This window comes from Pseudomonadota bacterium (assembly GCA_022361155.1).
In the GTDB taxonomy this organism is placed as follows: Bacteria; Myxococcota_A; Polyangia; order Polyangiales; family JAKSBK01; genus JAKSBK01.
The window spans coordinates 1-21,284 of sequence record JAKSBK010000464.1 but is presented as its reverse complement, the minus strand read 5'-3'; the positions used below and the strand labels follow the sequence as shown (position 1 = coordinate 21,284).

Here is a 21,284-nt window from a genome sequence, read left to right as displayed (position 1 = left end):
AGTCCCTTTCTGCGGGCTGCAGGGGAAGATCATCGGGCTGCTGGCAGCAAAGGTCAAGCCGGCAGGCAAACCGATCATCGAGCTTGCCAGGGTTCAACCGCGACCGACTCGTTCTTGCCGCCGTCGTGGTGCGCGTAGGTAAAGCCCGCCTTGATGCTGGACGCTCCGACGGCTCCATCGGCGCGCAGCGCGAGGTAGGCCACCTGCAGCCCGCGCGCCTCGGGGTGTTTGCGCAGGATACGGCCTACCGCATCCTGGCAGGCCACCGCGGGCGACATCCCGCGGCGCATGTTCTCCACCACGACAAAGCTCCCGCAGGTCTGCAGCACCTCCTCGCCCACTCCGGTAGCGACCGCCGCCCCGATATCCTGATCCACGAAGGCGCCCGCTCCGATGATCGGAGAGTCGCCAACGCGACCAGGCAGCTTCCAGGCGAGCCCCGAGGTCGTACACGCGACCGCGAGCCGCCCTTCGGCGTCGAGAGCGCACATCCCGATCGTATCGTGCCCCTGCTCGGAGGGGTGGGGCGCGCTCCGCGCCCGCTCCTTGGTCCACGCCTCTTTGGCTGCTTCGGTGAGCAGCTTGGTCCTGTGGAATCCCTGCTCCAACGCGAAGCGCTGGGCGCCAGGCCCCACCAACAGCACGTGGCGGGTCTCCTCCATCACTTTGCGTGCCACGGAAATCGGGTTCTCGATCTCCTCGAGCGCAGCCACTGCTCCGGCGCGCGCGCTCGGACCGTCCATGATGCAGGCGTCCAACTGAACGACACCTTCCCAGTTGGGATACCCGCCCTTGCCAACGGAAGTGACGGCCGGGTCGCTCTCGGACACCCGCACGCCCGCCTCGACGGCATCGAGCGCCGAGCCGCCGCGCAACCGATCCGCCGCCGCCTCGTTCGCAGCGAGACCATGGCGCCAGGTCGAAACCACGATCCGGCTGCCCTTCTTTGCGGGCACGCCCCGGTGTACAGGTGCCCGTGCCTTGTGCGGATCGCGCTCGGAAGCCTGATCGCGCTTTTCACGGTTGCAACCCGCTACTTGAGCTCCAGCGGCCAGGCCAAGCGCCGTCACCGAACCGCTCCGCAGAAACTGTCGACGTTCCATCGCATCCTCCTCGCGCCGCCCTGGCGACGGTCGAGCGTACTCGTTAACGCGCACCGGTCATCGCTCAACTCGAAGCCAATGGATGCTCATCGAGACCAGCCTCCGCCCGCCGTGCCAGGCGTTGGCGCACCTCGGTCTCAGCTGCGAGCTCTCCCTCGCTCACGGCAACTACGGTAGCCACCATGCAGTCACCGGTCACGTTGCAGGCGGTCCGGCACATGTCGAGCACCCGATCAACCCCGAAGATAATAGCGATTCCGCCGGTCATTGCACTGGTGGGCATTCCGACGCTCTGCAGCACGATAACGAGCATGATGAGACCCAGACCCGGCACGGCGGCCGTTCCAATCGAAGCCAGCGTGGCGGTGAAGACGATGGTGAGTTGCTGGGGGATCGAAAGATCCATCCCGTACAGCTGGGCGATGAACGTCGCAGCCACGCCCTGATACAACGCCGTGCCGTCCATGTTGATGGTCGCACCCACGGGAAGGACGAAGCTTGCAACGTCGTCCGAAGCCCCCAGGCGGTGCTCCACGCACTCCATGGTGACCGGCAACGTGGCCAGGGAGCTCGAGCTCGAAAACGCCAGCAGCTGAGCCGGCGCAATGGCACGAAAGAAGCGACGCATACCCACTCTTGCGAACAGGCGCAAGGCCAAGGGGTATACGCCCAGCACCATCAGCAACAGGCCACCCATCACGACCAGGCTGTACACGATGAGCGCCCCCAGGACGTCGAAGCCGAGCTGCGCCACGACCCTGACCACGAGCGCGAAGACCGCATAGGGCGCGATCAGCATGATGATCTCGACGAGCTTGATGATGACGCTGGTCATGCCTTCACACAGCCGGATGATCGGCGCAGCCTTCGCCTCCGGAATCAGCGTGAGCGCGATGCCGATGAGCAGGGCCGAAACCACCACCTGCAGCATGTTGCCCTCCGCGAGTGCTGCGAAGGGATTGGCGGGAACCATGTCGAGGAACGTTTGCCACAGGTCCTTCGCGACGGCGGCCTCGATACGATCCGCCACAGCCGCCGTGGAACCCTTCGCCAGCGTGTCGCGCATGGCCGCCGGTACGAACCCGCCGGGCTGAACCAGGTTGGCGATCGCGAGACCCGAGCTGATGGCCACCGCCGTGGTCATCAGGTAGATGACCATCGTCTTGGTACCGATTCGGCTGAGCTTGGTCAGGTCGTTGAGGCTTGCGGCGCCCCCTACCAGAGAAAAGAGCACGATGGGAACGGCTATGAAGCGCAACGCCTGCAGAAAGAGATCCCCCACGAAAGCGTTCAACGAAACCAAGAAGTCGACAGCTGCTCGGCCGGCCCCTTCACCGGCCGCCTCAACGAGGGGCGGGCCCGCGACGTTGAGCACGGCGCCTAGCGCCACCCCCAAGGCGAGCCCGATCAGGATTCTCCAGTGCACAGCCACGCGCTGCTTCCTGGGCTGTGGCATGCTACAGGACGACCTCCCGCAATCGTGGCAGGTAGAGGGAATTGAACAGCAGCTTGAAGGTCCGGTGCGGCTGGGCCCGATGTTGCGCGCGGAAGCCGATCAGAACCACCCTACCCTTGCCGACCCTCAACTCCACGACGGCGGCCCGCCGCTCGAGCAGCTTTCCACCCTTGAGGTATCCGCTCACCAGGATGTCCCGCTCGTCGCCGGGATAGCGCGCAACTACGCGCCGCCGAAAGCCAGCGTGCGGTATGAACGTTCTGAAAGCCGGCGAGGTGGCGAAGTAGCCGGCTTCCTTGTTGCGCATGCCGAATCCCAGCGGATGGGTCGTGTCAACCAGCAGCCGGAGCATGGATCCGGGACAGTGGAACTCGTCTCGGGCGACACCGTCGAGCGCGTTTACGACGGGCAGCTTGAGCAACTGGATAAAGTACTCGGTGGAAGAATCCAGCGCGACGAGCGTTCCGCCCCGGCGGATCCAGGCCGCTATCTTCTTGCCACCTGGCCTTTCCAGTTTTCCGTTCGCGTCGCCATCGATTCCACCGGCGTAAGGGGGTGGCAGCGGAGTCCAGCGACGACGCCGGCGCTCGCAACGCGGATCGGCCTTGCCCTTGCAGTCCAGCTCTCCCATCGCGATGATGTGGCGGTTGACGTCGGGAAACAGCAGCACATCGACACCCTTGCCGAAACCGCCGCCGCGGAATGCCGCGTTGTCCAGGGTAACGAAATCGAACTCGTACTGCTCGAGCAGCCACCGGGTCCAGCCCTCGTCCATGCTCGCAACCCAGGGCTTGTACAGGCCGACCCGGGTCCGGCCGACCGCGTAAGCCGCTCCGGTCGGTTTCTTCGCCAAAGGCTTGATCCGCAGCGACAGTCCGCTCGCGAGCTCGGCCAGCGCCTGCCGCGACAGCCCTTCGGGCGGCAGATAAACCTCACCGACCGCGCCACCCGCGGGGGCTTGCTTGAGCCAGTAGGCCTTGCGGCGCTGCTTGAGCAGGCGATTGAGCGCGGTGAACACGGTGTCCGCCGCGTGCGATATCAGATAGCCCCCGGGTCCCGACGCGAGACGAGCCGGGGCGGTCGAGTCTCGCTTGGGCGCCAGCTTGGCCTCGACCGGAGAATCCGCCTCCACGACGTCCACCCCCATCAGGATGGGCAGCGACCAGGCCGTCACGTCGTAGGGAGGAATGACGGGACCGCCCGCATAGGGCACTACCTCGGGATAGCGCTGCGGTCGCAGCATCGTGAGGAGAAAGGCGCGGTAAGGCTGGGCCGCCGGAATCACCGGCGTGCCCGCAGGGTAGCTGGCCGCGCCGACGCGCAGGGGCTCGCGTGCCTCGTGCACTCGCACACCGTGACGCGCCAGCAGGTCGACGAGCTTTCCGGCCGCCACCGGGTCGTGCTGTTTGGGAGGAATCACCCAGGCATACGGGGCACGGCGCCGGCCGGCTTCTGCGGCCTCCCGCCCCATCCGGTAGAAGCCGCGTAGCAGATCGGCACGATAGCGCGAACACGATTCGACCAAGCTCCACGTAGCGATCAGCTCGTAATCGATAATGTCCCAGAGGCGCCACCATCCGCCCCGCCACGGCGATGGAAAGTTGGCCCGGCGGGTGTACTCGGGCAGCCCCTTGCCCTGCCCTGTGAGCTCGCCCGGCTCGATGTAGATGGGCGAGGCGATGCGCGCACTGGCAACCTCGGTGAGCAGACCGGTCACGTTCTTCCACCAGGCCGTGTTGCGGGTTGCACCGGGCCAATACGAGTCGTAGATCATGTTGTGGCCTACGCCCAGCTTGCCTGCCTCTTCCAGCCGTAGACTCATCTGCGTGCCCAGCAGGTCAGCCAGGCGAAAGATCATGGAGTGCACTTCGGGTGCGAGGGGATCGGTCTGCGGCGGCACGAACATCCGCGGTCCCGTGGAGCCCATCTGGTGCTCGTCAAGAAACACTTGTGGAAACCAGCGGCGGTACAGGAGCTGGTTCACGTTGCGTGTTTCTTTCTGCGTCAACATATAGAAGTCGCGATTCGTATCGTGGCCCACATACTGGTGGTAGAGCCACGGCATCCGGCCTCCCTCGTACTGCGTGCCGAGGTGCTTGTTGTACCAGTCGACAACCATGATCTGGCCGTCGGGATTGATGGACGGCATCAAGAGCAGGATCACATCGTCCATCCAGCGCTTTACGATCGGATCGGTCGCGACCGCGAATTGGTGCGCGAACTCGGAAGCCATCTGGGTGCAGCCCACCTCGGTCGAGTGAATGGTGCAGGTCACCAGTACGATGACCTTGCCTTCCTGGACGAGCTCGGCTGCCTTCGCGGGGGGTAGCCGATCGGGGTTTGCGAGCTGCCGGGCGATCTGCCGGTAGTGGCCAAGCCTCTTTTGGTTTCTCGCAGACGTGAGGACCACAACGGGCATCTCGTTCCCCAGCGTCGAGCGGCCGGCCGATTCGATGGAGATGCGCTCGGAGCTCGCAGCCAGGTGTCGCAGGTAGCGGAGTACCTTCGGGTAGGGGGCGAGAAAGCGATCCTGGCCTAGCTGCTTGCCAAAGAAGACCTTGGGGGACGTGGCGGGCTGGGCCCGAGCTGGAATCGCCCGCGAGAGCTGACCCAGACACAACACAACGACTGTGAGCGCGGCACGCAGCATGAACAACCTCCTTTGCCACGGGACAGGGTACGCAGCGGCAGGCGGAGCCGGCCTACCACCTACTGTCGAGCTCGCCACCTTCGGCGGCTGCAACCCCCGGGAAAGCCACCATTTCGGCGTTTGCTCTTGCTCACCCATGGCACCACCGTTAGTTGTCGTCGCGCCTTGAACTGCCAGTTTTCGCGAGGATTCGCGGTACGGGGCTCCGGCCGCCCGCAGAGGCCGACCAGCACTACACCGTTCCTCGCCGGGCTACCAGCCCCACACAAAAGCCCACGGCTGGCTTGGCATGCTGACACGCCCGCCGGCGGGCAGCGTAGAGCTCGGCCCCGGAGTGACATGCAGCGGACCGTGGCTCCAGATCGGGATTCGGCCTGGACTACGCTTGAAGCCTGCAGCCGCTTGGCGTTTGATGCCGAAAGAAAGCTCGACCGGCGCCGGCGCTAGCCGAACGAAACGAGGAATTGAGCGGCCAAGGTACCGAGGTGGACAATCGATGCCCCAAGGGGCCCGCAAGGCGCCGCGGCCGCGGGTCACGTCGTGCCGGTGCTTTTGTTGAGCCGGTACGGATTCGCGGCTTGTTATCCAGACGACATTGGAATACACAATTGGCCCCCTTGTCGGCGGCGGTGGTCGGTGTTGGTATCGATGGACGCGGCCAGTTCCGGCAAGGCTACCCGGCTTACCCATGTTGTGCGTAGGTAGCAGGTCGGGGTTGGACCAGGAGCAGGCATGCGCCCAGTGAAAGGTAGTCTTCTACAGCAGGCAGCACCGGGGCGGGGGTTGGTGGCCTGGTTGTGCTTTGCCCTGGCGAGCAGCGGCACGGCGAGCGCACAGGAGCACGAAGAGAACGAACCGGAGGCCAGCCGCGCGGAGTCGGACGCCGGGGACGAGACGCCAGAGACTGAAGCCGAAGCCGAGACCAAACCCTCCAAGGGCAGCGATGCCATGGAGGAGATCATCGTGACCGGCACGGCCATCGGAGCCCGGCGCAAGGAAATCGGCAACAGCGTCGGCGTGCTGCGCATGGATCAGCTGGAGAAGCAACCGATCGCTAACATGGAAGAGGCGCTGAGCGGCGGGGTCGAGGGGGTCAACGTGCTCAACGCAAGCGGCGCGCCAGGCACCGGAAACCAGGTGCGAATACGGGGCGTCAACAGCATCACGCAGGGCAACGACCCGCTGATCTATGTAGACGGAGTGCGGGTCTATTCGGGCGCCTACCGGGGTTTCAAGAGCGGCGGCATCGTCACGGCCGCATCGTCCAATCAGCAGAGCTCGGTGCTCAACGACATCAATCCCAACGACATCGAGCGCATCGAGGTCATCAAAGGGGCGGCCGCCACGACGCTGTACGGGACCGAAGCCTCCAGCGGCGTGATCCAGATTTTCACCAAGGGCGGCAAGACGCATCTGCGCGACTTCACGCGCTGGGACATGACGGTCACCGGAGGAGTCACCCGCTTGCGCACGCTCTGGGGTCCGCAAGAGCCGTCGCAAGCTTGGTGGGACACCTATGGTACCGAATCGCAGGGACTCTGGCTCGACCAGTGGAAACGGACAGGCACCTACCAGCAGTACAATCTGTCTGTGCTCGGCCAGACCGGCGACATCGGCTACAACATCTCCGGCAAGTGGCAGAACGAAACCGGCGTCCTGCCCGAAGAGGGCGCGCAGGACTGGTCGCTGCGCGGCAACCTGCGGTTTCGCCCGCTCAAGGACCTCACGGTTCAATACAACAATTTTCTGGTCCGACGGCGCATCGAGTGGCTCCCCAACGGAAACGAAGCCGAGGGCTTCTTGGTCAACGTGCTGCGGGGCCCCAAAGGCTATACGGGCAAGGAAAACGCCGCCGACGCCTACGTGCTGGAGCAGGACTTCGAGGACACCCACACCCACTGGGTATCGGGTCTGACCGTTGCCTATGCACCGCTGCCCGGACTCAACACTACGCTCACCCTGGGATTCGATCTGCTCGACCAAGAGGCCCTGGGCGTGACCCCGTTTGGATCCTTCTTCGTGCCCATGGGAGAGCGCTCCACCCGCGAGTGGCAGAGTGAAACGCGGACTCTCGACTTCCGGACCACGTACCGTGCCAATGTGACTCCCGACATCACGAGCACGTCGGCGTTTGGTTTCTCCGCGTTCGACGAGCGGCAGCACGAGGTGAGCGCGCTCTCGCAGAACCTGGCCGGCGGCGCTGCCAACTCCACCCTGAACTCCGGCTCGCAAAGGCAAGTGGAAGAATCGCGGCAGCGCGAGGTCAATGCGGGTTTCTTCGTTCAGCAGGCCGGCGGCTTTTACGACCAGCTGTTCGTGACAGCGGGTCTGCGGGTGGACGGCAACAGCTCCTTCGGGCGCTCCTACGGCCTGCAGCCCTACCCCAAGCTCAGTGCCGCCTACGTCATCTCCCAGCACGCCTTCTGGCCGCAGTTCTTCGATTTCACTAAATTGCGAGGCGCTGTCGGCTGGTCAGGAAAAGCTCCAGGCCGCTTTGACGCCGCCAAGGTCTGGTCGCCGATCAAGGCCAAAGCCACCGACGTCGGGGTGATTCCCTCCAACCTAGGCAACCCTGAGCTCGGCCCGGAGCGGACGCGTGAGATCGAAGCCGGCGTCGAGACCAGCATGGGGGGGGGGCGCGCCACCCTGGACGTGAACGTCTATCAGCAACGCACCTCGGGTGCCCTGATCCGGGTCGCGCTCGACCCCAGCCTGGGTTTCTCGGGCTCCCAGCTGCGCAACATCGGCCTGCTCGATAACAGCGGGCTCGAGCTGAACCTGAGGGCTACGCCGGTGCAGACGCCGTTGCTGGAATGGGAGGTCGGCCTCAAGCTGTCCTTGAACAAGTCCAACGTAATCAGTCTCGGCGGCGAGGAGGACATCTATCTCGGCAACGACATGTCGGCCGTTCCCGGCTACCCCGTCGCCGCCTACCACGCCGATGTCATTTTGAACCCCAACGAAGTGGGGACACCCATGATCGAAAGGGATGATACGTACATCGGTCCCGTGTTTCCGACCAACACCTGGCAATTCGACACCACCATCAGGATTACAGGAGGCCTCTCGATCACGGGACGCGGAGAGCTCGTCAGGGGCCACTACCTGCAAAGCAACGTATCCTACCTGAACGCCAGACGAGAGGTTTGGCCGGCCTGTTTCGACATTCAGCAACGCATCAAGAACGACGAGCCCGTAACCGCAGGCGATCGCTGGCTATGCGACCGATCGCACACCAAGAACGACGCCCACATCTTTCCGGCCGACTTCTTTCGATTGCGCTATGTGGCCGTCAACTACAGCCTTCCAGACACCTGGCTGCCCGACTGGATGGACGCCGCCACGGTCAGCCTCGCGGGCCGCAACCTGTGGCTGCTCACAGGCTACCGCGGCCTCGACCCCGAGTCTCGCGAAACCAGCAACGGCGGTGGAGGCCTGAACCGGCACGAGTACTACAACACACCGCCCGTCACACGCGTCAACCTGACTTTGCGAGCCACCATGTAGGATCGGACCCTGAGGAATGGGAAAGTACCGATATGAAAAGTACGGATAGCAAGAGCCTGCACTACCGGCCATCGCGCGTTAGCGCGCCTGGCAGGGGGCGCCGCATTGGCCTGTTGATCGCGCTGTGCGTTGCCGCATGCGACGTGGACAACCCAGGCCTTGTGCCTGACGAGACCCTGGACGAGCCAGCCTACCTTCCGCTGGTCGTCAACGGCGCCGCAGCCAGCCTCAGCGACGCCCTGGCGGGCGGCAGCGGCAACGCGGCGGTCAGGATGGGTGGCCTGCTGGGCGACATGTTCATGGCTGCGAGCAGCTCGGGCACCACCCGCCAGGCCAAGCGCGGCGAGCTACCGGTCGAGCGTACCGACTACGGCGGGCCGGACAAGCTGCATCGAGCACGCTGGATCGCCGAAGACGCGGTACGCCGTGCCGAGCGTGTACTGGGCGCCGAAGCCATGACCTCGGAGCTCTACGCCGAAGCCAATATCTGGGCGGGCTACACCAATCGGCTGCTCGGCGATACGTTTTGCACCTCCGTATTCGACGGAGGCAGCGAAGGCGACCGCATAGAGTACTACAAGCGGGCCGAGGCAGCCTTTAGCCTCGCAGTCGAGGCCAGGAGGGCGGCGATGGCGGACGCAAAGGACACGCTCCTGAACGCGGCTTTGGGCGGGCGCGCATCGGTTCGGATCGTCCTGAACGACTGGGCGGGCGCCGTGGCCGATGCCCAGCAGGTGCCCGACAACTTTGTCTTCGACGCCGAGTTCAACACGACCAAGCAATACGATCGAGGTACGAACGAGCTTTGGATGGAAATGCAAGTGCGGCGTAACTACTCGATCGAGTTCACCTGGTTCAAACAATACAACCTAGACCATATCGATCCGCGGCTACCTTGGTACGCGCGCGTCGAGAAGGGCGAGCAAAGCCTCGCGTCGGACAACGTCACGCCCCTGATGGCGCAGGACAAGTACCCCGAGGGCAACTCCCCGGTGCCCCTCACCAAGGGCGCCGAGATGCGCTTGATCGAAGCGGAAAACCTGATCAATTCCGGTGACCCTGCCGGCGCCATGGCGATCATCGACAAGATCCGCTCGGAGGCCGGCATTACGGACCCGACCAAGCTCAGCTGGGGTCCACTACCTCCCGATCCCGTGCAGGCCCTGGCCCAGGCCGCCGAGTTCTTGAAGTTCGAGCGCGGCATCGTGCTGTGGCTCGAGGCTCGCCGTGGCGGCGATTTCTATCGCTGGAACCTGTGGGGTCCGCCCGGGGCTCCCGGCATGCCCTACGACACGAAGGACGACACCATCCTGAAGACGATGAACGAGAACGCCATCGCTTTCGACATGAGCGAGCACGGCGACATCAAGATCGAGGGCCGGGCCATCTGTTATCAGCTCAGCGAGAACATGAGAGAAACCAACCCCAACCTCCCGGAGTTCGCGGGCGCCCAACTCCCCTAGTTTCGGGTTGATAGCAGCGCTATTTCGCAGGGACGGGCCGAGGACGTAAGCGGCTATGGCGCCATTCCGAGCGGGAGCTACAGGGTGTCCCAGTCGTAGCGGCCCAGCTCGCAAACATTGTCGGCCAGCTCCTTGACGAGCTCATCGTCGTTGTCGTCGATGTTCTGGAAGCTGCGTGCCGCCCGGTTGCGGACCTGACCTGCGAGCACCCGGGCAATCTGGATCTCCCGGCGCGCCTTGTCTTCGCCCTGCTCTTCAATGGCCTTGGTCACGCGACTGAGCACGCAAGCAAGCACGAAGAGATTGATCATCACCTCGGCCAAGCGGCGAGTGGCGAACTGCTTGCCGATGATGCCCTTGCCGTGCTTGCGCAGCAGGCGATCCGCCATGGCCGCCAGGTCGCGCGTGAGGACCTCGAACACCTCCGCTTGGGCTCGCAGCGTGGGATGAGCGGCGCTCAGACCGTGTTCGCGCCCGGCGATGCCGGTCGCCCAATGGGCACGACGCTTCGCGTAATCGTACAGCACACCAAAGCCCTTGATCGGGTCGTCGAAGATTCCCCTGAGCGAACCCGACATTTCCTTCAGACGCTGGCCCACGTCGTTGAGCGCCGTCAGCGCGATGTACAGGCGCAGTATGTCGTTGGTGCCCTCGAAAACCCTGTTGATGCGGGCATCCCGCACGATGCGCTCGTACGGAAGCTCACGCATGTAGCCGCTGCCGCCCGCGATCTGGAGCGCTTCGTCGGCCGAGCGCCACAACGCCTCGCTGGCAAACACCTTGGTAATGGCAGCTTCGACAGAGTAATCCTCGTAGCCGCGGTCCGACAGGGCAGCGACCATGTGCACGATCGCCTCCGACGCGTAGCAGTCGACCACCATGTGGCCAAGCTTCTGTTTTACGAGCCCGTAGCTCGCGATCGGCCTTCCGAATTGCTTTCGCTCCACGGCATAGCGTGAGGAGAGAGCAAGCAACGTCTTCATGCCGCCCACGCAGCCGCCCCCAAGCCCCGAGCGCCCGCTGTTCAAGATGTTCATGGCGACCTTGAAGCCGCCGTGCAGCGGACCAAGGAGGTTTTCCTTCGGGACCTTCACGTCCTGGAAGTACACGGAGGTCGTGGAGCTGGCTCTGAGCCCCATCTTGTCCTCGTGAGGGCCGATCGACACCCCTGGCATGTCCCGGGTGACGATGAAGGCGGAGAGCTTGGAGCGGGCCTCCGCCTGGCCGGTCTTGGCAAAAACCGTGAAGAAGTCGGCGATGCCGCCGTTCGTGATCCAAATCTTGTCGCCGTTGAGCAGGAAATGGCCGTCCTTCTCGACCGCGTTGGTACGGATGGACGCCGCATCCGAGCCCGCCCCAGGCTCGGTCAGGCAAAACGCGGCGATCAGCTCGCCGGTCGCGAGCTTGTCGTAGTAGCGCCGCTGCTGCTCCTGGCTGCCGTAGAGCTTGAGGCCGCGCATGCCGATGGAGTTATGGGCGCCAACGGTGACGGCCACCGACCCGTCGTAGCGCGCTACCTGCTGCAGCGTGCGCGCATACGCCAGGTTGCCAAATCCCATTCCACCGTTGTCCTCCGGCACGATCAGACCGAACAAGCCGAACTCGCGCAGCTCCTGGATGAACTCGGGGGGAAACTCCGCGTCGGCGTCCCACTTGCGGTAGTCGGACTCTCGTCCCTCGAGCAACTGGTCAACCGCCCCGAGCACCGCTGTCAACGTCTCCCGCTCCTCGAGTCGGATGCTCGGGAAGGGGAAAAGAACGCCGCCTTCGATCTCGCCGCCACACAGCGACCGAATGAAGCTAATGCTGGTGTCCGTCATGGTCCCTCCAGGTCCCGCGGCCGGGAGCAGCGGCGACCCATTTCTTGGAGATCGTATCGCAAAACCGCCCCTGCAGCCCGTGTCAGAATGCGATACTCTGTCCGAGAGTGTCGTGTTGCCAGGGCGGTGCCCCAATCGGCAGGGCGGTGCCCCAATCGGCAGGGCGGTGCCCCAATCGGCAGGGCGCTGCCCCAATCGGCAGGGCGCTGCCCCAATCGGCAGGGTGGTGCCCCCAATCGGCAGGGCGCTGCCCCAATTGGCAGGGCGCTGCCCCAACTGGCAAGGCGGTGCTCCAATTGGCAGGGCCGGGCAGCGGACGGAGGTGTCCAAATCATGATCTTAAGACAGCTCTTTGATCCTGCTTCCTGGACCTACACCTACCTGTTGGGCGATCCGAGCTCGGGGCAGGCCGTTCTCATCGACTCGGTGCTCGAGCAATACACCCGAGACGCCGCCCTGGTACGCGAGCTCGGCCTTACACTTCTCTACACGCTGGAAACGCACGTCCATGCCGACCACGTGACAGGGGCTTGGGCGCACCGACACGGGCAGGACAGCCGCATCGTGCTTTCAAGACGCGCACATGCCGACGGGGCGGATTGCCTCGTCGACGAGGGGGATCGGATCGATTTTGGCGCAACCAGCCTGCGAGTGCGGGCCACACCGGGCCATACTGATAGCTGCGTAACCTACGTGAGCGAGGACCAGTTGCTGGCTTTCACGGGGGACGCTCTGCTGATTCGAGGCTGCGGGCGCACGGACTTCCAACAGGGTGATCCTCGGGTCCTGTTTCACTCGGTACGCGAGAAAATCCTCTCACTGCCGCCTGCCTGCCTTCTCTACCCGGGTCACGATTACGCTGGTCGCAGCGTGACCAGCGTGGCCGAAGAAAGGCGCCACAACCCAAGGCTTGGACACGGCAAGGCCGAGGACGACTTTGTCGGCTACATGAACAACCTGGGGCTCCCGCACCCGAGACAGATCGACGTGGCCGTGCCCGCAAACCTGCGCTGCGGGAGGCCGGAAGGAAGTCCGGCTGCATGGCCGGCCACGCCGAGCTGGGGTCCCGCCGTGCGAACGCTCGCCGGAGTGTGGGAAATCGATCCATTGTGGGTCTCGGAGCATCGTCTCGAGCTCGAGTTCCTTGACGTGCGTGGCCCGGCCGAGTTCGACGGTGAGCTCGGTCACATAGAAAACGCCCGCCTGCTTCCCCTTGACGAGCTACGCGAACGCTTGGATGAGATCCCTCGCGATCGACCGCTGATCACGGTGTGCCGTTCCGGTGCCCGCTCGGCTCAGGCGGCACTCCTGCTCGAGAAAGCCGGCATCGAGCGCGTGGCGAACCTGGCGGGCGGCATGGTGCGCTGGAGCGTGTACGGCCTGCCTCACGTCAGGGCAACGGCAGGCGCTGGATGATGTGGAATCCGTACTCCGACTCCACCACGGGGCTAAGCTCACCGGGCTCGAGGGCAAACAGCGCCTCCTCGAAGGGCAAGGCCAGGCGACCACGCCCCTGAGGCCCGATGTCACCGCCTCGCTCGGCCGAGGCGTCCTCCGAATGCTTGCGCGCGACGCGTTCGAAATCGGCTCCCTCGCTGAGCTTCGTGTGCAATTGCTCTGCGATCTCTCTCGCGCCGGCCTTGCTGCGTCTCACCCTGCGATCGGCGCGTTTAGCCCCCTTGTAGCGTATCAGTACGTGGCGGCCGTGTGCCTTGTCCACCCGACAGCGCTGCACGATGGCGAACCCATAGGGCGCTTCTAGCAGCCCACCCACCTCATGCACCTTCAGCGCGAAGACGGGCCGTCTGAGGGTCTCGTGCAACGCGGGCCAGCCGTCCCGTCTAAAGGTGCCGACGACTCCGCCGCGAAGAGAGCTCGATGGGGCATCCGAATGTTCACGCGCGAGCTGCGCGAATTGCCGAGGGCTGCGCTCGAGCGTGGCCAGCAATTGTTGCGCGCGCGCGCGCGCTGCCTGCTTGGAGCGCACGACCGTATCGCTGGCGAGCGCAGCCCCCCGGTAGGCGGTCAGCAGCAGCCGCACGCAGGCTTCGTCGGGGTCCGCCGGCTCTTGCAGGACCAGGCGCGGTTCCGGTTCGGGGTCGGACCCGCTCGGCCTCGCCGCCGGCGCCTGCGAGACGCTGGCAGCGGGCAGCGTTTCGGCTCCAAACGAGTCGCAAGCCACGCAGCCACCAGCGATACCGACCACGGCAGCGGCACCTGCGCCAACCCGGAATCGGCATGCAGCCCGGAATCGGCACGGCGAGACGGACACTACAATGCCCGCACAGCGTCGAGCAGACGCTCGACCTCGGAAGCCGTGTTGTAGTGCAGGATGCCCACCCGAACCATGCCCTCGGGCTCGAGACCGAGCGCCTCGCTCAGCTCGAAGGCATAGAGGTTCCCGCTCCAGGCGTAGATGCCCTGAGCCGCCAGCTTCTCAGCCACCACGCGAGGCGTGTGACGACTGTGCGTAAAGGCTACGGTCGGGCAGCGCTCGGTCCGGCGCTCGGGCTCGCTGATACCGTATACCGTGATCGCCGGATCGGCGCGCAGCCCCCGCAGCAATCGCTCGGCAAGGCGCGTTTCATGATCCACGATGCGTTCGTAGGCGTGCACGAGGCCCGAGCGCCGCCCTTGGGGATGGCTCGAGACGTTGACACCACCGATCTCGGCGAGATAGTCGATCGCGGCTTTGGTGCCCGCGATCGCCTCGAAGCTCTGTGTACCTGTGGTCCAGCGGCCCGGGGTCGCGTCGCCCGCAGGGCGAACCTGGTAGGCCGGCAGGCTCGCCATCAGCGGGCGCCGGCCCCATAGCATGCCCACGTGTGGGCCAAAGAACTTGTACGCGGAACACACCAGGTAGTCGCAACCCCATGCCGCGACATCGATCAAGCGATGAGGTGCGTAGTGCACCGCGTCCACGAACAGCTGCCCACCCACCCCATGCACCATCTTGGCGATGCGCGCGATCGGATTGATGGTACCCGTCGCGTTGGAAGCTGCACCGACGGCTAGCAGGCGTGTCCTATCGCACAGCCGGTCGGAGAGCTGGTCCAGCCTCAGGGTGCAATCCTCGGAACGCACGTCGATGCGATGAACGGTCACGCCTCGATCCTTCGCAGCCAAGACCCACGGTGTGATGTTGGCATCGTGGTCGAGACGAGACACGATGATCTCATCACCGGGCTTCCAGGTCTGCGCCAGCGCCCTGCTGAAGGCGAACGTCAGCGAAGTCATGTTTTGCCCAAACACGATGAGCTCGTGCGCGCGAGCCTCCTGGCTTGCGCCGATGAAGTCCGCGACCGCAACAGCCGCATCGCGCACGATCTTGTCGGTTGCACGCGAGGTCGAAAAAGCGCCGTGTGTATTGGCGTTGGTCTGCAGCAGATAGTCGCGCACGGCATCGGCCACCGCCGCGGGCACCTGCGAGCCCGCCGGGCCGTCGAAGAACGCGACACTCTGGCCGTCCTGCGTCCGACTCAGCGCCGGAAAGCGGCGGCGGATGGTGGCAATCTCGAGATCCCTACTCATGTCGCTCGTGTCCTGGATCCCTGATTTCGTACATGAATCTGCGAGCGATTGGCGTCGCTCGGCCGGCGAATCTACGCCGGCGCGGTTCAATTTCGATGCAGTTTTCGATGCAGTTTTCGATGCAGTGCAGAGCCATTTCAAGAAGAAAGTCGAAAGCACGGCCGCTGGCTCGAGCGGCGTCAAGGGCCGCTGAAGTACGTGCGAGATTGGGATGCAGGATACCAGTGCCTTGTCACCAAGGACCCGAACCGGACCGCCCTGCGCTGCGACCGGCGAGAAGAGGGCTAGCCTATCATCCGCTGGCTCCCAGCGGCAGCCTGCCTGCCACGACCAGGTGAGCGTGTCGGGACGCACGCCTGTCTGGGATCGATGCCGGGGCGAGGGTTCTTTCGAGGACGAAAGCCGGCCCGGCGCGATTCTGGACAGGAACCGACTAGCGTTTGCCGCGGAGCTGCTCGAACCGCAGAGCCCACACCATCCACACGGCTTCCATGAACACCTTGCGTGACATCTTGCTCTGCCCAACGCGACGATCCACGAAGGTGATAGGCACTTCAACGACCCGAAAGCCGTGGTGCAGCGCTCGATAGGTGAGCTCGATCTGAAACGCATACCCTTCCGAGCGCACGCTCTCGAGATCGATGCGCTCCAAGACCTCGCGCCTGAAGGCCTTGAAGCCGGTTGTGAGATCTCGGATACCTACTCCCAATACCAGGCGGCTATAGAGGCTGCCGCCTTTGGAAAGGGCATGCCTGCCCAGTCCCCAGCCCTCGATGCCGCCGCCCCTCACGTTGCGCGAGCCGAGCACGACGTCGGTCCCGTCCTCGATCCGGGCCAGCAACTCCGGAAGATAGGCGGGGTCATGAGACATGTCGGTATCCATTTGGACGATGACGTCAAAGTCGCGCCCGAGAGCCCAGCGAAAGCCATCCAGATAGGCGCTTCCGAGACCCCGCTTGCCGGCTCGGTGGATGACCTTCACGCGGCTGTCCTGCGCTGCCATCGTATCCGCGAGCCGTCCGGTTCCGTCCGGAGAAGCATCGTCCACGACCAGGACGCAGGCATGCGACAGAGCAGCAAGGGCCGCACGCACGAACGGCTCGAGGTTGTCGCGTTCGTTGTAGGTCGGGGTAACGATGAGCACTCGGCGTGTCACGGTGGCCTCGGCGCTGGTGGTCGTGGTCGCGGGCCTGACACGCCGGCAGGGCTGCGTCCAGCTGGGGCCCGGAAATTCGTTCCGGGCTGCTGGGCTGCCCGAGGCGACAGGGAGCCCAAGGATGAGCTTGACCAACATATCGGTCGTTGCCGGCGATCGTTTCCAGGCGTGGGCGTGAAAGCACCACGGACCGCTCGAAGCTCTTCGGGTCGCACGGCCGTAGGCCGTGTAGGATTTGGTGGGGATGCATGCTCGCGGCGCGTAACTTGGGTTGCATGAGGCGACGCGGTGGTTTGACATCCGGGGGTGGAACGCCGTACTTCATGCGCGTGACCAAATCGCTCGTGATCGTAGAGTCGCCTGCCAAGGCGCGCACCATCTCCGCCTTCTTGGGCAAACGCTACATCGTAGAATCATCGATCGGCCACATTCGCGACCTGCCTCGTCGCGCGGCGGATGTGCCCGCCAAGCACCGCAAGGCGCCGTGGGCAAAGCTCGGGGTGGATGTCGATAACGACTTCCGTCCGCTGTACGTGGTCGACGCGGACAAGAAGAAGACCATCACGAAGCTGAGGTCCTTGTTGCGGTCCTCCGACGAGCTCCTGCTCGCGACCGATGAAGATCGCGAGGGCGAGTCCATCGCCTGGCACTTGCTCGAGGTGCTCCGTCCCACGGTGCCCGTGAAGCGCATGGTCTTTCACGAGATCACGCGCGCTGCCATCGAGCAAGCGATCAAGTCACCACGTTCGATCGATCGCAGCCTCGTCGACGCCCAGGAGGCGCGGCGGATCCTGGACCGTCTCTACGGCTACGAGGTTTCTCCCGTGCTGTGGAAAAAGATCATGCCCAAGCTATCTGCGGGGCGGGTGCAAAGCGTGGCAACACGAATGGTGGTCGCCAGGGAGCGCGAGCGGATGGCTTTCCGTGCTGCCGAGTATTGGGATTTGACGGCCAAGCTGCGTATGAACGGCGCCGACGGTGGGTTCGCAGCAGTACTGGTAGCGCTGGACGATCGACGCCTGGCCACCGGTAAGGACTTCGGACCGGATGGGACACTGACGACCCAGTCCGTAGTGAGGCTGGGCGAGGCGCGCGCGCGCGAGCTGGCGGACGCGCTCAAGGCATCCACCTTCACGGCAGCGAGTCTCGAGCGCAAACCCTACCGTCGCTCCCCGGCGGCACCGTTCATGACGTCCACCCTGCAGCAGGAGGCGGGGCGCAAACTGCGTTTCTCATCGGCACGCACCATGCGCGCAGCCCAGCGCCTGTACGAAAGCGGCTACATCACGTATATGCGTACCGACAGCACGTCGCTCGCCGGTGGTTTCGTCGACGTTGCCCGCACTCACATTCGCGATGTGTACGGCGGCGAGTTCCTGCCGGACGTGCCGCGCGTCTACAGAAAGAAAGTCAAGAACGCTCAGGAAGCCCACGAGGCCATACGTCCGGCCGGCGATGTCTTGCGGCCGCCCGACCAGGTCCAGGCCGAGCTCGAGTCCGACGAAGCCCGACTCTATGAGCTGATATGGAAGCGGGCCGTCGCTTCCCAGATGAAGGATGCACAAGGCTATTCGGTGCAGATTCGGCTGCGCGCCCGCGCAGCCAGCGGGGAGCGGGCCGAATTCGCGGCCAGCGGACTCACGATCACGTTTCCCGGCTTCTTGCGGGCCTACGTCGAGGGCAGCGACGACCCGGCTGCAGAGCTCGAGAACCGCGAACGCCCCTTGCCCGCGGTGGAGCAAGAACAGGTGCTGAAGCTGGCCGAGCTCAACCCGGGCGGCCACGAGACTCAGCCTCCAGCCCGCTTCACCGAGGCCTCGTTGGTCCGTCGCCTGGAGGAGCTCGGTGTTGGACGACCGTCGACCTACGCGTCGATCATCAGCACGATTCAGGATCGTGGCTATGTATGGAAGAAGGCCTCCGCGCTGGTGCCCTCGTTCAAGGCGTTCGCCGTCGTCTCGCTGCTCGAGCAGCATTTCGGCCATTTGGTGGACTACACGTTCACCGCACGCATGGAAGATGACCTGGACGCCATAGCCAATGGACAGGCGGCGATGGTTCCGTGGCTGCGCCGGTTCTACTTCGGTGCTCCCAACGGTGGCGCGGACGGGCCTGCCAACGACGTGGGACGAGGTCTGCAGTTGCTCGTTGGGCAAGAGCTGGAGCGCATCGACGCGCGCGCGATCAACACCCTGGCGCTGGGTCGCGACGAGCAAGGCCGCGATGTCGTAGTGCGCGTCGGACGCTATGGTTGCTACCTGCAGCGCGGCGATCAAACCGTGAGCCTGTCCGACGATGTGCCGCCCGACCAGCTTACGCTGGCGCACGCGATCGAAAGACTCGACCAACCGAGTGCCGACCGGTGCATTGGCAGCGATCCGGAAGGGGGCCAAGCGGTGTATGTGCGCTCCGGGCGTTTCGGTACCTATGTGCAGCTGGGCGATGCCAAACCCGGTGGCCCAAAACCCAAGACAGCCTCGCTGCTGCGATCCATGACGCCCGAAACGCTGACGCTCGAGGATGCGCTCCGGCTGTTGCGGCTGCCTCGAGAGGTGGGCGTCGATCCGACCGACGGTCAGCGGATCACTGCAAACATCGGCCGCTACGGTGCGTACATTGCCAAGGGCAAGGACAATCGTAGCCTCGACAACGATGGCGATGTCTTCAGCGTCACCGTAGAGCAGGCGCTGGCCCTGCTTGCCGAGCCCCGTCGAGGGCGCAGGCAGGCAACCAACAAACCGTTGCGCGAGCTCGGCAACGATCCGGTTTCGGGTCAGGTAATCACCCTGCGCCAGGGACGCTTTGGCCCCTACGTTACGGATGGGGAGACCAACGCTTCGCTGCGGTCGGTGGACGACCCGGACAGCATCACGCCTGACCGAGCCCAGGAGCTGTTGCAGATTCGCCGCGAGCGCGGACCTGCCAGGCGAAAGGCGGGCACGCCGCGCGCAAAGAAGGCGACCAAGACCACCAATGCATCACGCAAGGGGCAGGCCAAGCCTCGGACTCGTCCGCCAGCCAAGGGCGCCAAGGCCAAGGGCGCAAAAAAGCGCGCGCCTCGACGATCGGTGCCAGCCTAACCCATGGCCAAGTTCATCTACACGCTCAAGGGCGTGACCAAGATCCATCCGCCCGATCGCAAGATCCTGAACGAGGTCTACCTCTCCTTTCTGCCGGGCGCGAAAATAGGCGTGCTGGGGCTCAACGGCGCGGGCAAGAGCTCCCTGCTTCGCATCATGGCCGGGGTGGACAGCGACCACACAGGCGAGGCGTTCCTCGCAGACGGATCCAGCGTCGGCTTCCTGCCCCAGGAGCCCGACCTGGGAGACCTGCCCGACGTGCACACCGCCCTGGAGCAGGCAGTACGCTTCAAGCGCACCCTGCTGCAGCGCTTCGAGCAGCTCAGCTTGAAGCTGGGCGAGAGCCTCGACGAGGCGCAGATGCAGCGCGTCATCGAAGAGCACGGGCGGGTGCAGGATGCGATCGAAAGCAGCGACGCCTGGAACCTCGAACACGCGCTCGAGCTGGCCGGGGATGCCTTGCGGCTGCCGCCCTCGAATGCGCGCATCGCTACGCTCTCCGGCGGCGAGAAGCGGCGCGTGGCTCTGTGTCAGGTGCTGTTGCGCCAACCCGATCTCTTGCTTCTTGATGAGCCCACCAACCACCTGGACGCCGAATCGGTCGCATGGCTTGAACAGCACCTGGCGCAGTACGCGGGCTGTATCGTGGCGGTCACGCACGATCGGTACTTCCTGGACAATGTGGCTCAGTGGATCCTCGAGCTCGATCGCGGTGAAGCCTTTCCCTTCAAGGGTAACTACTCGGCTTGGCTCGAGCACAAGCAGGCGCGACTAGCGAGCGAAGACAGGCAGGGCAGCGCGCGACGGCGCAAGCTCGCTCGCGAGCTCGAGTGGGTGCGCTCGGCCCCCAAGGCGCGGCAGGCCAAAGGACGGGCGCGCCTGACCGCCTACGAGGCCCTACGTGCCGAAGAAGACAGGGCCAAACGTGAGCCGGGCGAGATCTTCATGGCACCCGGCGAGCGGCTTGGGGACCGTGTGATCGACGCCGAAGGTCTCACGAAGGCGTTTGGCGAGCGCCTTCTCTTCGAGGACTTGAGCTTCCGCGTTCCCAAGGGGGCCATCGTCGCAGTGATAGGTGCGAACGGTACCGGCAAGACGACGCTCTGTCGGTTGCTCGTCGGCGCCGAGGAGCCGGATGCGGGCAGGCTTCGAATCGGAGATACGGTGAAGCTCGCCTACGTGGACCAGACCCGCGACAAGCTTGATGGCGAACACACGGTATGGCAGCACATATCCGGCGGGGAGGACACGATCGCACTTGGCAAGCACAACGTCGCCTCACGCGCATACGTTTCGTGGTTTGGCTTCCGGGGCAGCGACCAGCAGAAGCTGCTGAAGAATCTCTCTGGAGGAGAACGCAACCGTGTGCATCTTGCGAAGCTACTCAAGCGCGGGGCCAACGTGCTGCTGTTGGACGAGCCCACGAACGATCTGGACGTAGAGACCCTTCGCTCCTTGGAAGAGGCCCTGCTGCGCTTTTCCGGCTGCGCCATCGTAGTGAGCCACGATCGCTGGTTT

General features: G+C 64.6%; 14 protein-coding genes. 7 read left to right on the top strand and 7 right to left on the bottom strand.

Going from position 1 to position 21,284, the window contains the following annotated elements:
- Positions 1 to 74 precede the first annotated feature (74 nt).
- The 3 genes from MJD61_17525 to MJD61_17515 all read right to left on the bottom strand — a co-directional run bounded on the left by MJD61_17525 (position 75) and on the right by MJD61_17515 (position 5,209).
- On the bottom strand, positions 75 to 1,103 hold the full coding sequence (locus MJD61_17525; protein MCG8557063.1) for a N(4)-(beta-N-acetylglucosaminyl)-L-asparaginase: 1,029 nt from the start codon (positions 1,101 to 1,103) through the stop codon (positions 75 to 77).
- Between the two features lie 64 nt (positions 1,104 to 1,167).
- Positions 1,168 to 2,559, bottom strand: a complete 1,392-nt coding sequence (locus MJD61_17520; GenBank protein MCG8557062.1) for a dicarboxylate/amino acid:cation symporter — start codon at positions 2,557 to 2,559, stop codon at positions 1,168 to 1,170.
- A 1-nt stretch (position 2,560) separates the two neighbouring features.
- Positions 2,561 to 5,209, bottom strand: coding sequence for a M14 family metallopeptidase (locus tag MJD61_17515; protein MCG8557061.1), 2,649 nt, complete (start codon positions 5,207 to 5,209; stop codon positions 2,561 to 2,563).
- A gap of 732 nt (positions 5,210 to 5,941) precedes the next feature.
- On the opposite strand from MJD61_17515, the gene MJD61_17510 reads away from it, so the two are divergent.
- Positions 5,942 to 8,716 (top strand): TonB-dependent receptor plug domain-containing protein, encoded by a 2,775-nt coding sequence (locus MJD61_17510; protein ID MCG8557060.1) that lies wholly within the window; start codon positions 5,942 to 5,944, stop codon positions 8,714 to 8,716.
- 32 nt (positions 8,717 to 8,748) lie between these two features.
- The gene (locus MJD61_17505) at positions 8,749 to 10,179 is read left to right on the top strand and encodes a RagB/SusD family nutrient uptake outer membrane protein (GenBank protein ID MCG8557059.1); all 1,431 of its coding nucleotides are present in this window, start codon (positions 8,749 to 8,751) and stop codon (positions 10,177 to 10,179) included.
- 77 nt (positions 10,180 to 10,256) lie between these two features.
- On the opposite strand, the gene MJD61_17500 is transcribed toward MJD61_17505, so the two are convergent.
- A complete protein-coding gene (locus MJD61_17500; protein MCG8557058.1) occupies positions 10,257 to 11,999 on the bottom strand; it encodes an acyl-CoA dehydrogenase family protein in 1,743 nt (580 codons plus the stop codon).
- Between the two features lie 333 nt (positions 12,000 to 12,332).
- On the opposite strand from MJD61_17500, the gene MJD61_17495 reads away from it, so the two are divergent.
- Complete coding sequence (locus tag MJD61_17495; protein MCG8557057.1) at positions 12,333 to 13,415, top strand: MBL fold metallo-hydrolase; 1,083 nt, start codon at positions 12,333 to 12,335, stop codon at positions 13,413 to 13,415.
- Here MJD61_17495 and MJD61_17490 read toward each other — a convergent pair.
- Both MJD61_17490 and MJD61_17485 read right to left on the bottom strand, forming a co-directional pair.
- The gene (locus MJD61_17490; protein MCG8557056.1) at positions 13,390 to 14,205 is read right to left on the bottom strand and encodes a peptidylprolyl isomerase; all 816 of its coding nucleotides are present in this window, start codon (positions 14,203 to 14,205) and stop codon (positions 13,390 to 13,392) included. The two genes, MJD61_17495 and MJD61_17490, sit on opposite strands and share 26 nt — an antisense overlap.
- Before the next feature lie 65 nt (positions 14,206 to 14,270).
- Complete coding sequence (locus MJD61_17485; GenBank protein ID MCG8557055.1) at positions 14,271 to 15,530, bottom strand: cysteine desulfurase-like protein; 1,260 nt, start codon at positions 15,528 to 15,530, stop codon at positions 14,271 to 14,273.
- A gap of 7 nt (positions 15,531 to 15,537) precedes the next feature.
- On the opposite strand from MJD61_17485, the gene MJD61_17480 reads away from it, so the two are divergent.
- Entirely contained in the window at positions 15,538 to 15,723 is a 186-nt protein-coding gene (locus MJD61_17480; GenBank protein ID MCG8557054.1) for a hypothetical protein, read from the top strand.
- Between the two features lie 240 nt (positions 15,724 to 15,963).
- Here the strand turns inward: MJD61_17480 and MJD61_17475 are convergent, their stop codons facing one another.
- The gene (locus MJD61_17475) at positions 15,964 to 16,686 is read right to left on the bottom strand and encodes a polyprenol monophosphomannose synthase (GenBank protein ID MCG8557053.1); all 723 of its coding nucleotides are present in this window, start codon (positions 16,684 to 16,686) and stop codon (positions 15,964 to 15,966) included.
- Between MJD61_17475 and MJD61_17470 the strand changes: the two genes are divergently transcribed.
- The 3 genes from MJD61_17470 to ettA form a co-directional block, all read left to right on the top strand.
- On the top strand, positions 16,667 to 16,864 hold the full coding sequence (locus MJD61_17470) for a hypothetical protein (GenBank protein ID MCG8557052.1): 198 nt from the start codon (positions 16,667 to 16,669) through the stop codon (positions 16,862 to 16,864). The two genes, MJD61_17475 and MJD61_17470, sit on opposite strands and share 20 nt — an antisense overlap.
- Positions 16,865 to 17,009: 145 nt before the next feature.
- Positions 17,010 to 19,766: a type I DNA topoisomerase gene (gene topA, locus MJD61_17465; GenBank protein ID MCG8557051.1), complete on the top strand. Its 2,757-nt coding sequence runs from the start codon at positions 17,010 to 17,012 to the stop codon at positions 19,764 to 19,766.
- A gap of 3 nt (positions 19,767 to 19,769) precedes the next feature.
- Positions 19,770 to 21,284 (top strand): energy-dependent translational throttle protein EttA (gene ettA, locus MJD61_17460; protein ID MCG8557050.1); only part of this gene is annotated, 1,515 nt, incomplete at its 3' end.

Excerpts from the sequence above, each read along its gene's own strand:
- MJD61_17525 (MCG8557063.1), bottom strand. The coding sequence starts at position 1,103 with ATGGAACGTCGACAGTTTCTGCGGAGCGGTTCGGTGACGGCGCTTGGC.
- MJD61_17520 (MCG8557062.1), bottom strand. The coding sequence starts at position 2,559 with ATGCCACAGCCCAGGAAGCAGCGCGTGGCTGTGCACTGGAGAATCCTG.
- MJD61_17515 (MCG8557061.1), bottom strand. The coding sequence starts at position 5,209 with ATGCTGCGTGCCGCGCTCACAGTCGTTGTGTTGTGTCTGGGTCAGCTC.
- MJD61_17510 (MCG8557060.1), top strand. The coding sequence starts at position 5,942 with ATGCGCCCAGTGAAAGGTAGTCTTCTACAGCAGGCAGCACCGGGGCGG.
- MJD61_17505 (MCG8557059.1), top strand. The coding sequence starts at position 8,749 with ATGAAAAGTACGGATAGCAAGAGCCTGCACTACCGGCCATCGCGCGTT.
- MJD61_17500 (MCG8557058.1), bottom strand. The coding sequence starts at position 11,999 with ATGACGGACACCAGCATTAGCTTCATTCGGTCGCTGTGTGGCGGCGAG.
- MJD61_17495 (MCG8557057.1), top strand. The coding sequence starts at position 12,333 with ATGATCTTAAGACAGCTCTTTGATCCTGCTTCCTGGACCTACACCTAC.
- MJD61_17485 (MCG8557055.1), bottom strand. The coding sequence starts at position 15,530 with ATGAGTAGGGATCTCGAGATTGCCACCATCCGCCGCCGCTTTCCGGCG.
- MJD61_17470 (MCG8557052.1), top strand. The coding sequence starts at position 16,667 with ATGAGCACTCGGCGTGTCACGGTGGCCTCGGCGCTGGTGGTCGTGGTC.
- topA (MCG8557051.1), top strand. The coding sequence starts at position 17,010 with ATGCGCGTGACCAAATCGCTCGTGATCGTAGAGTCGCCTGCCAAGGCG.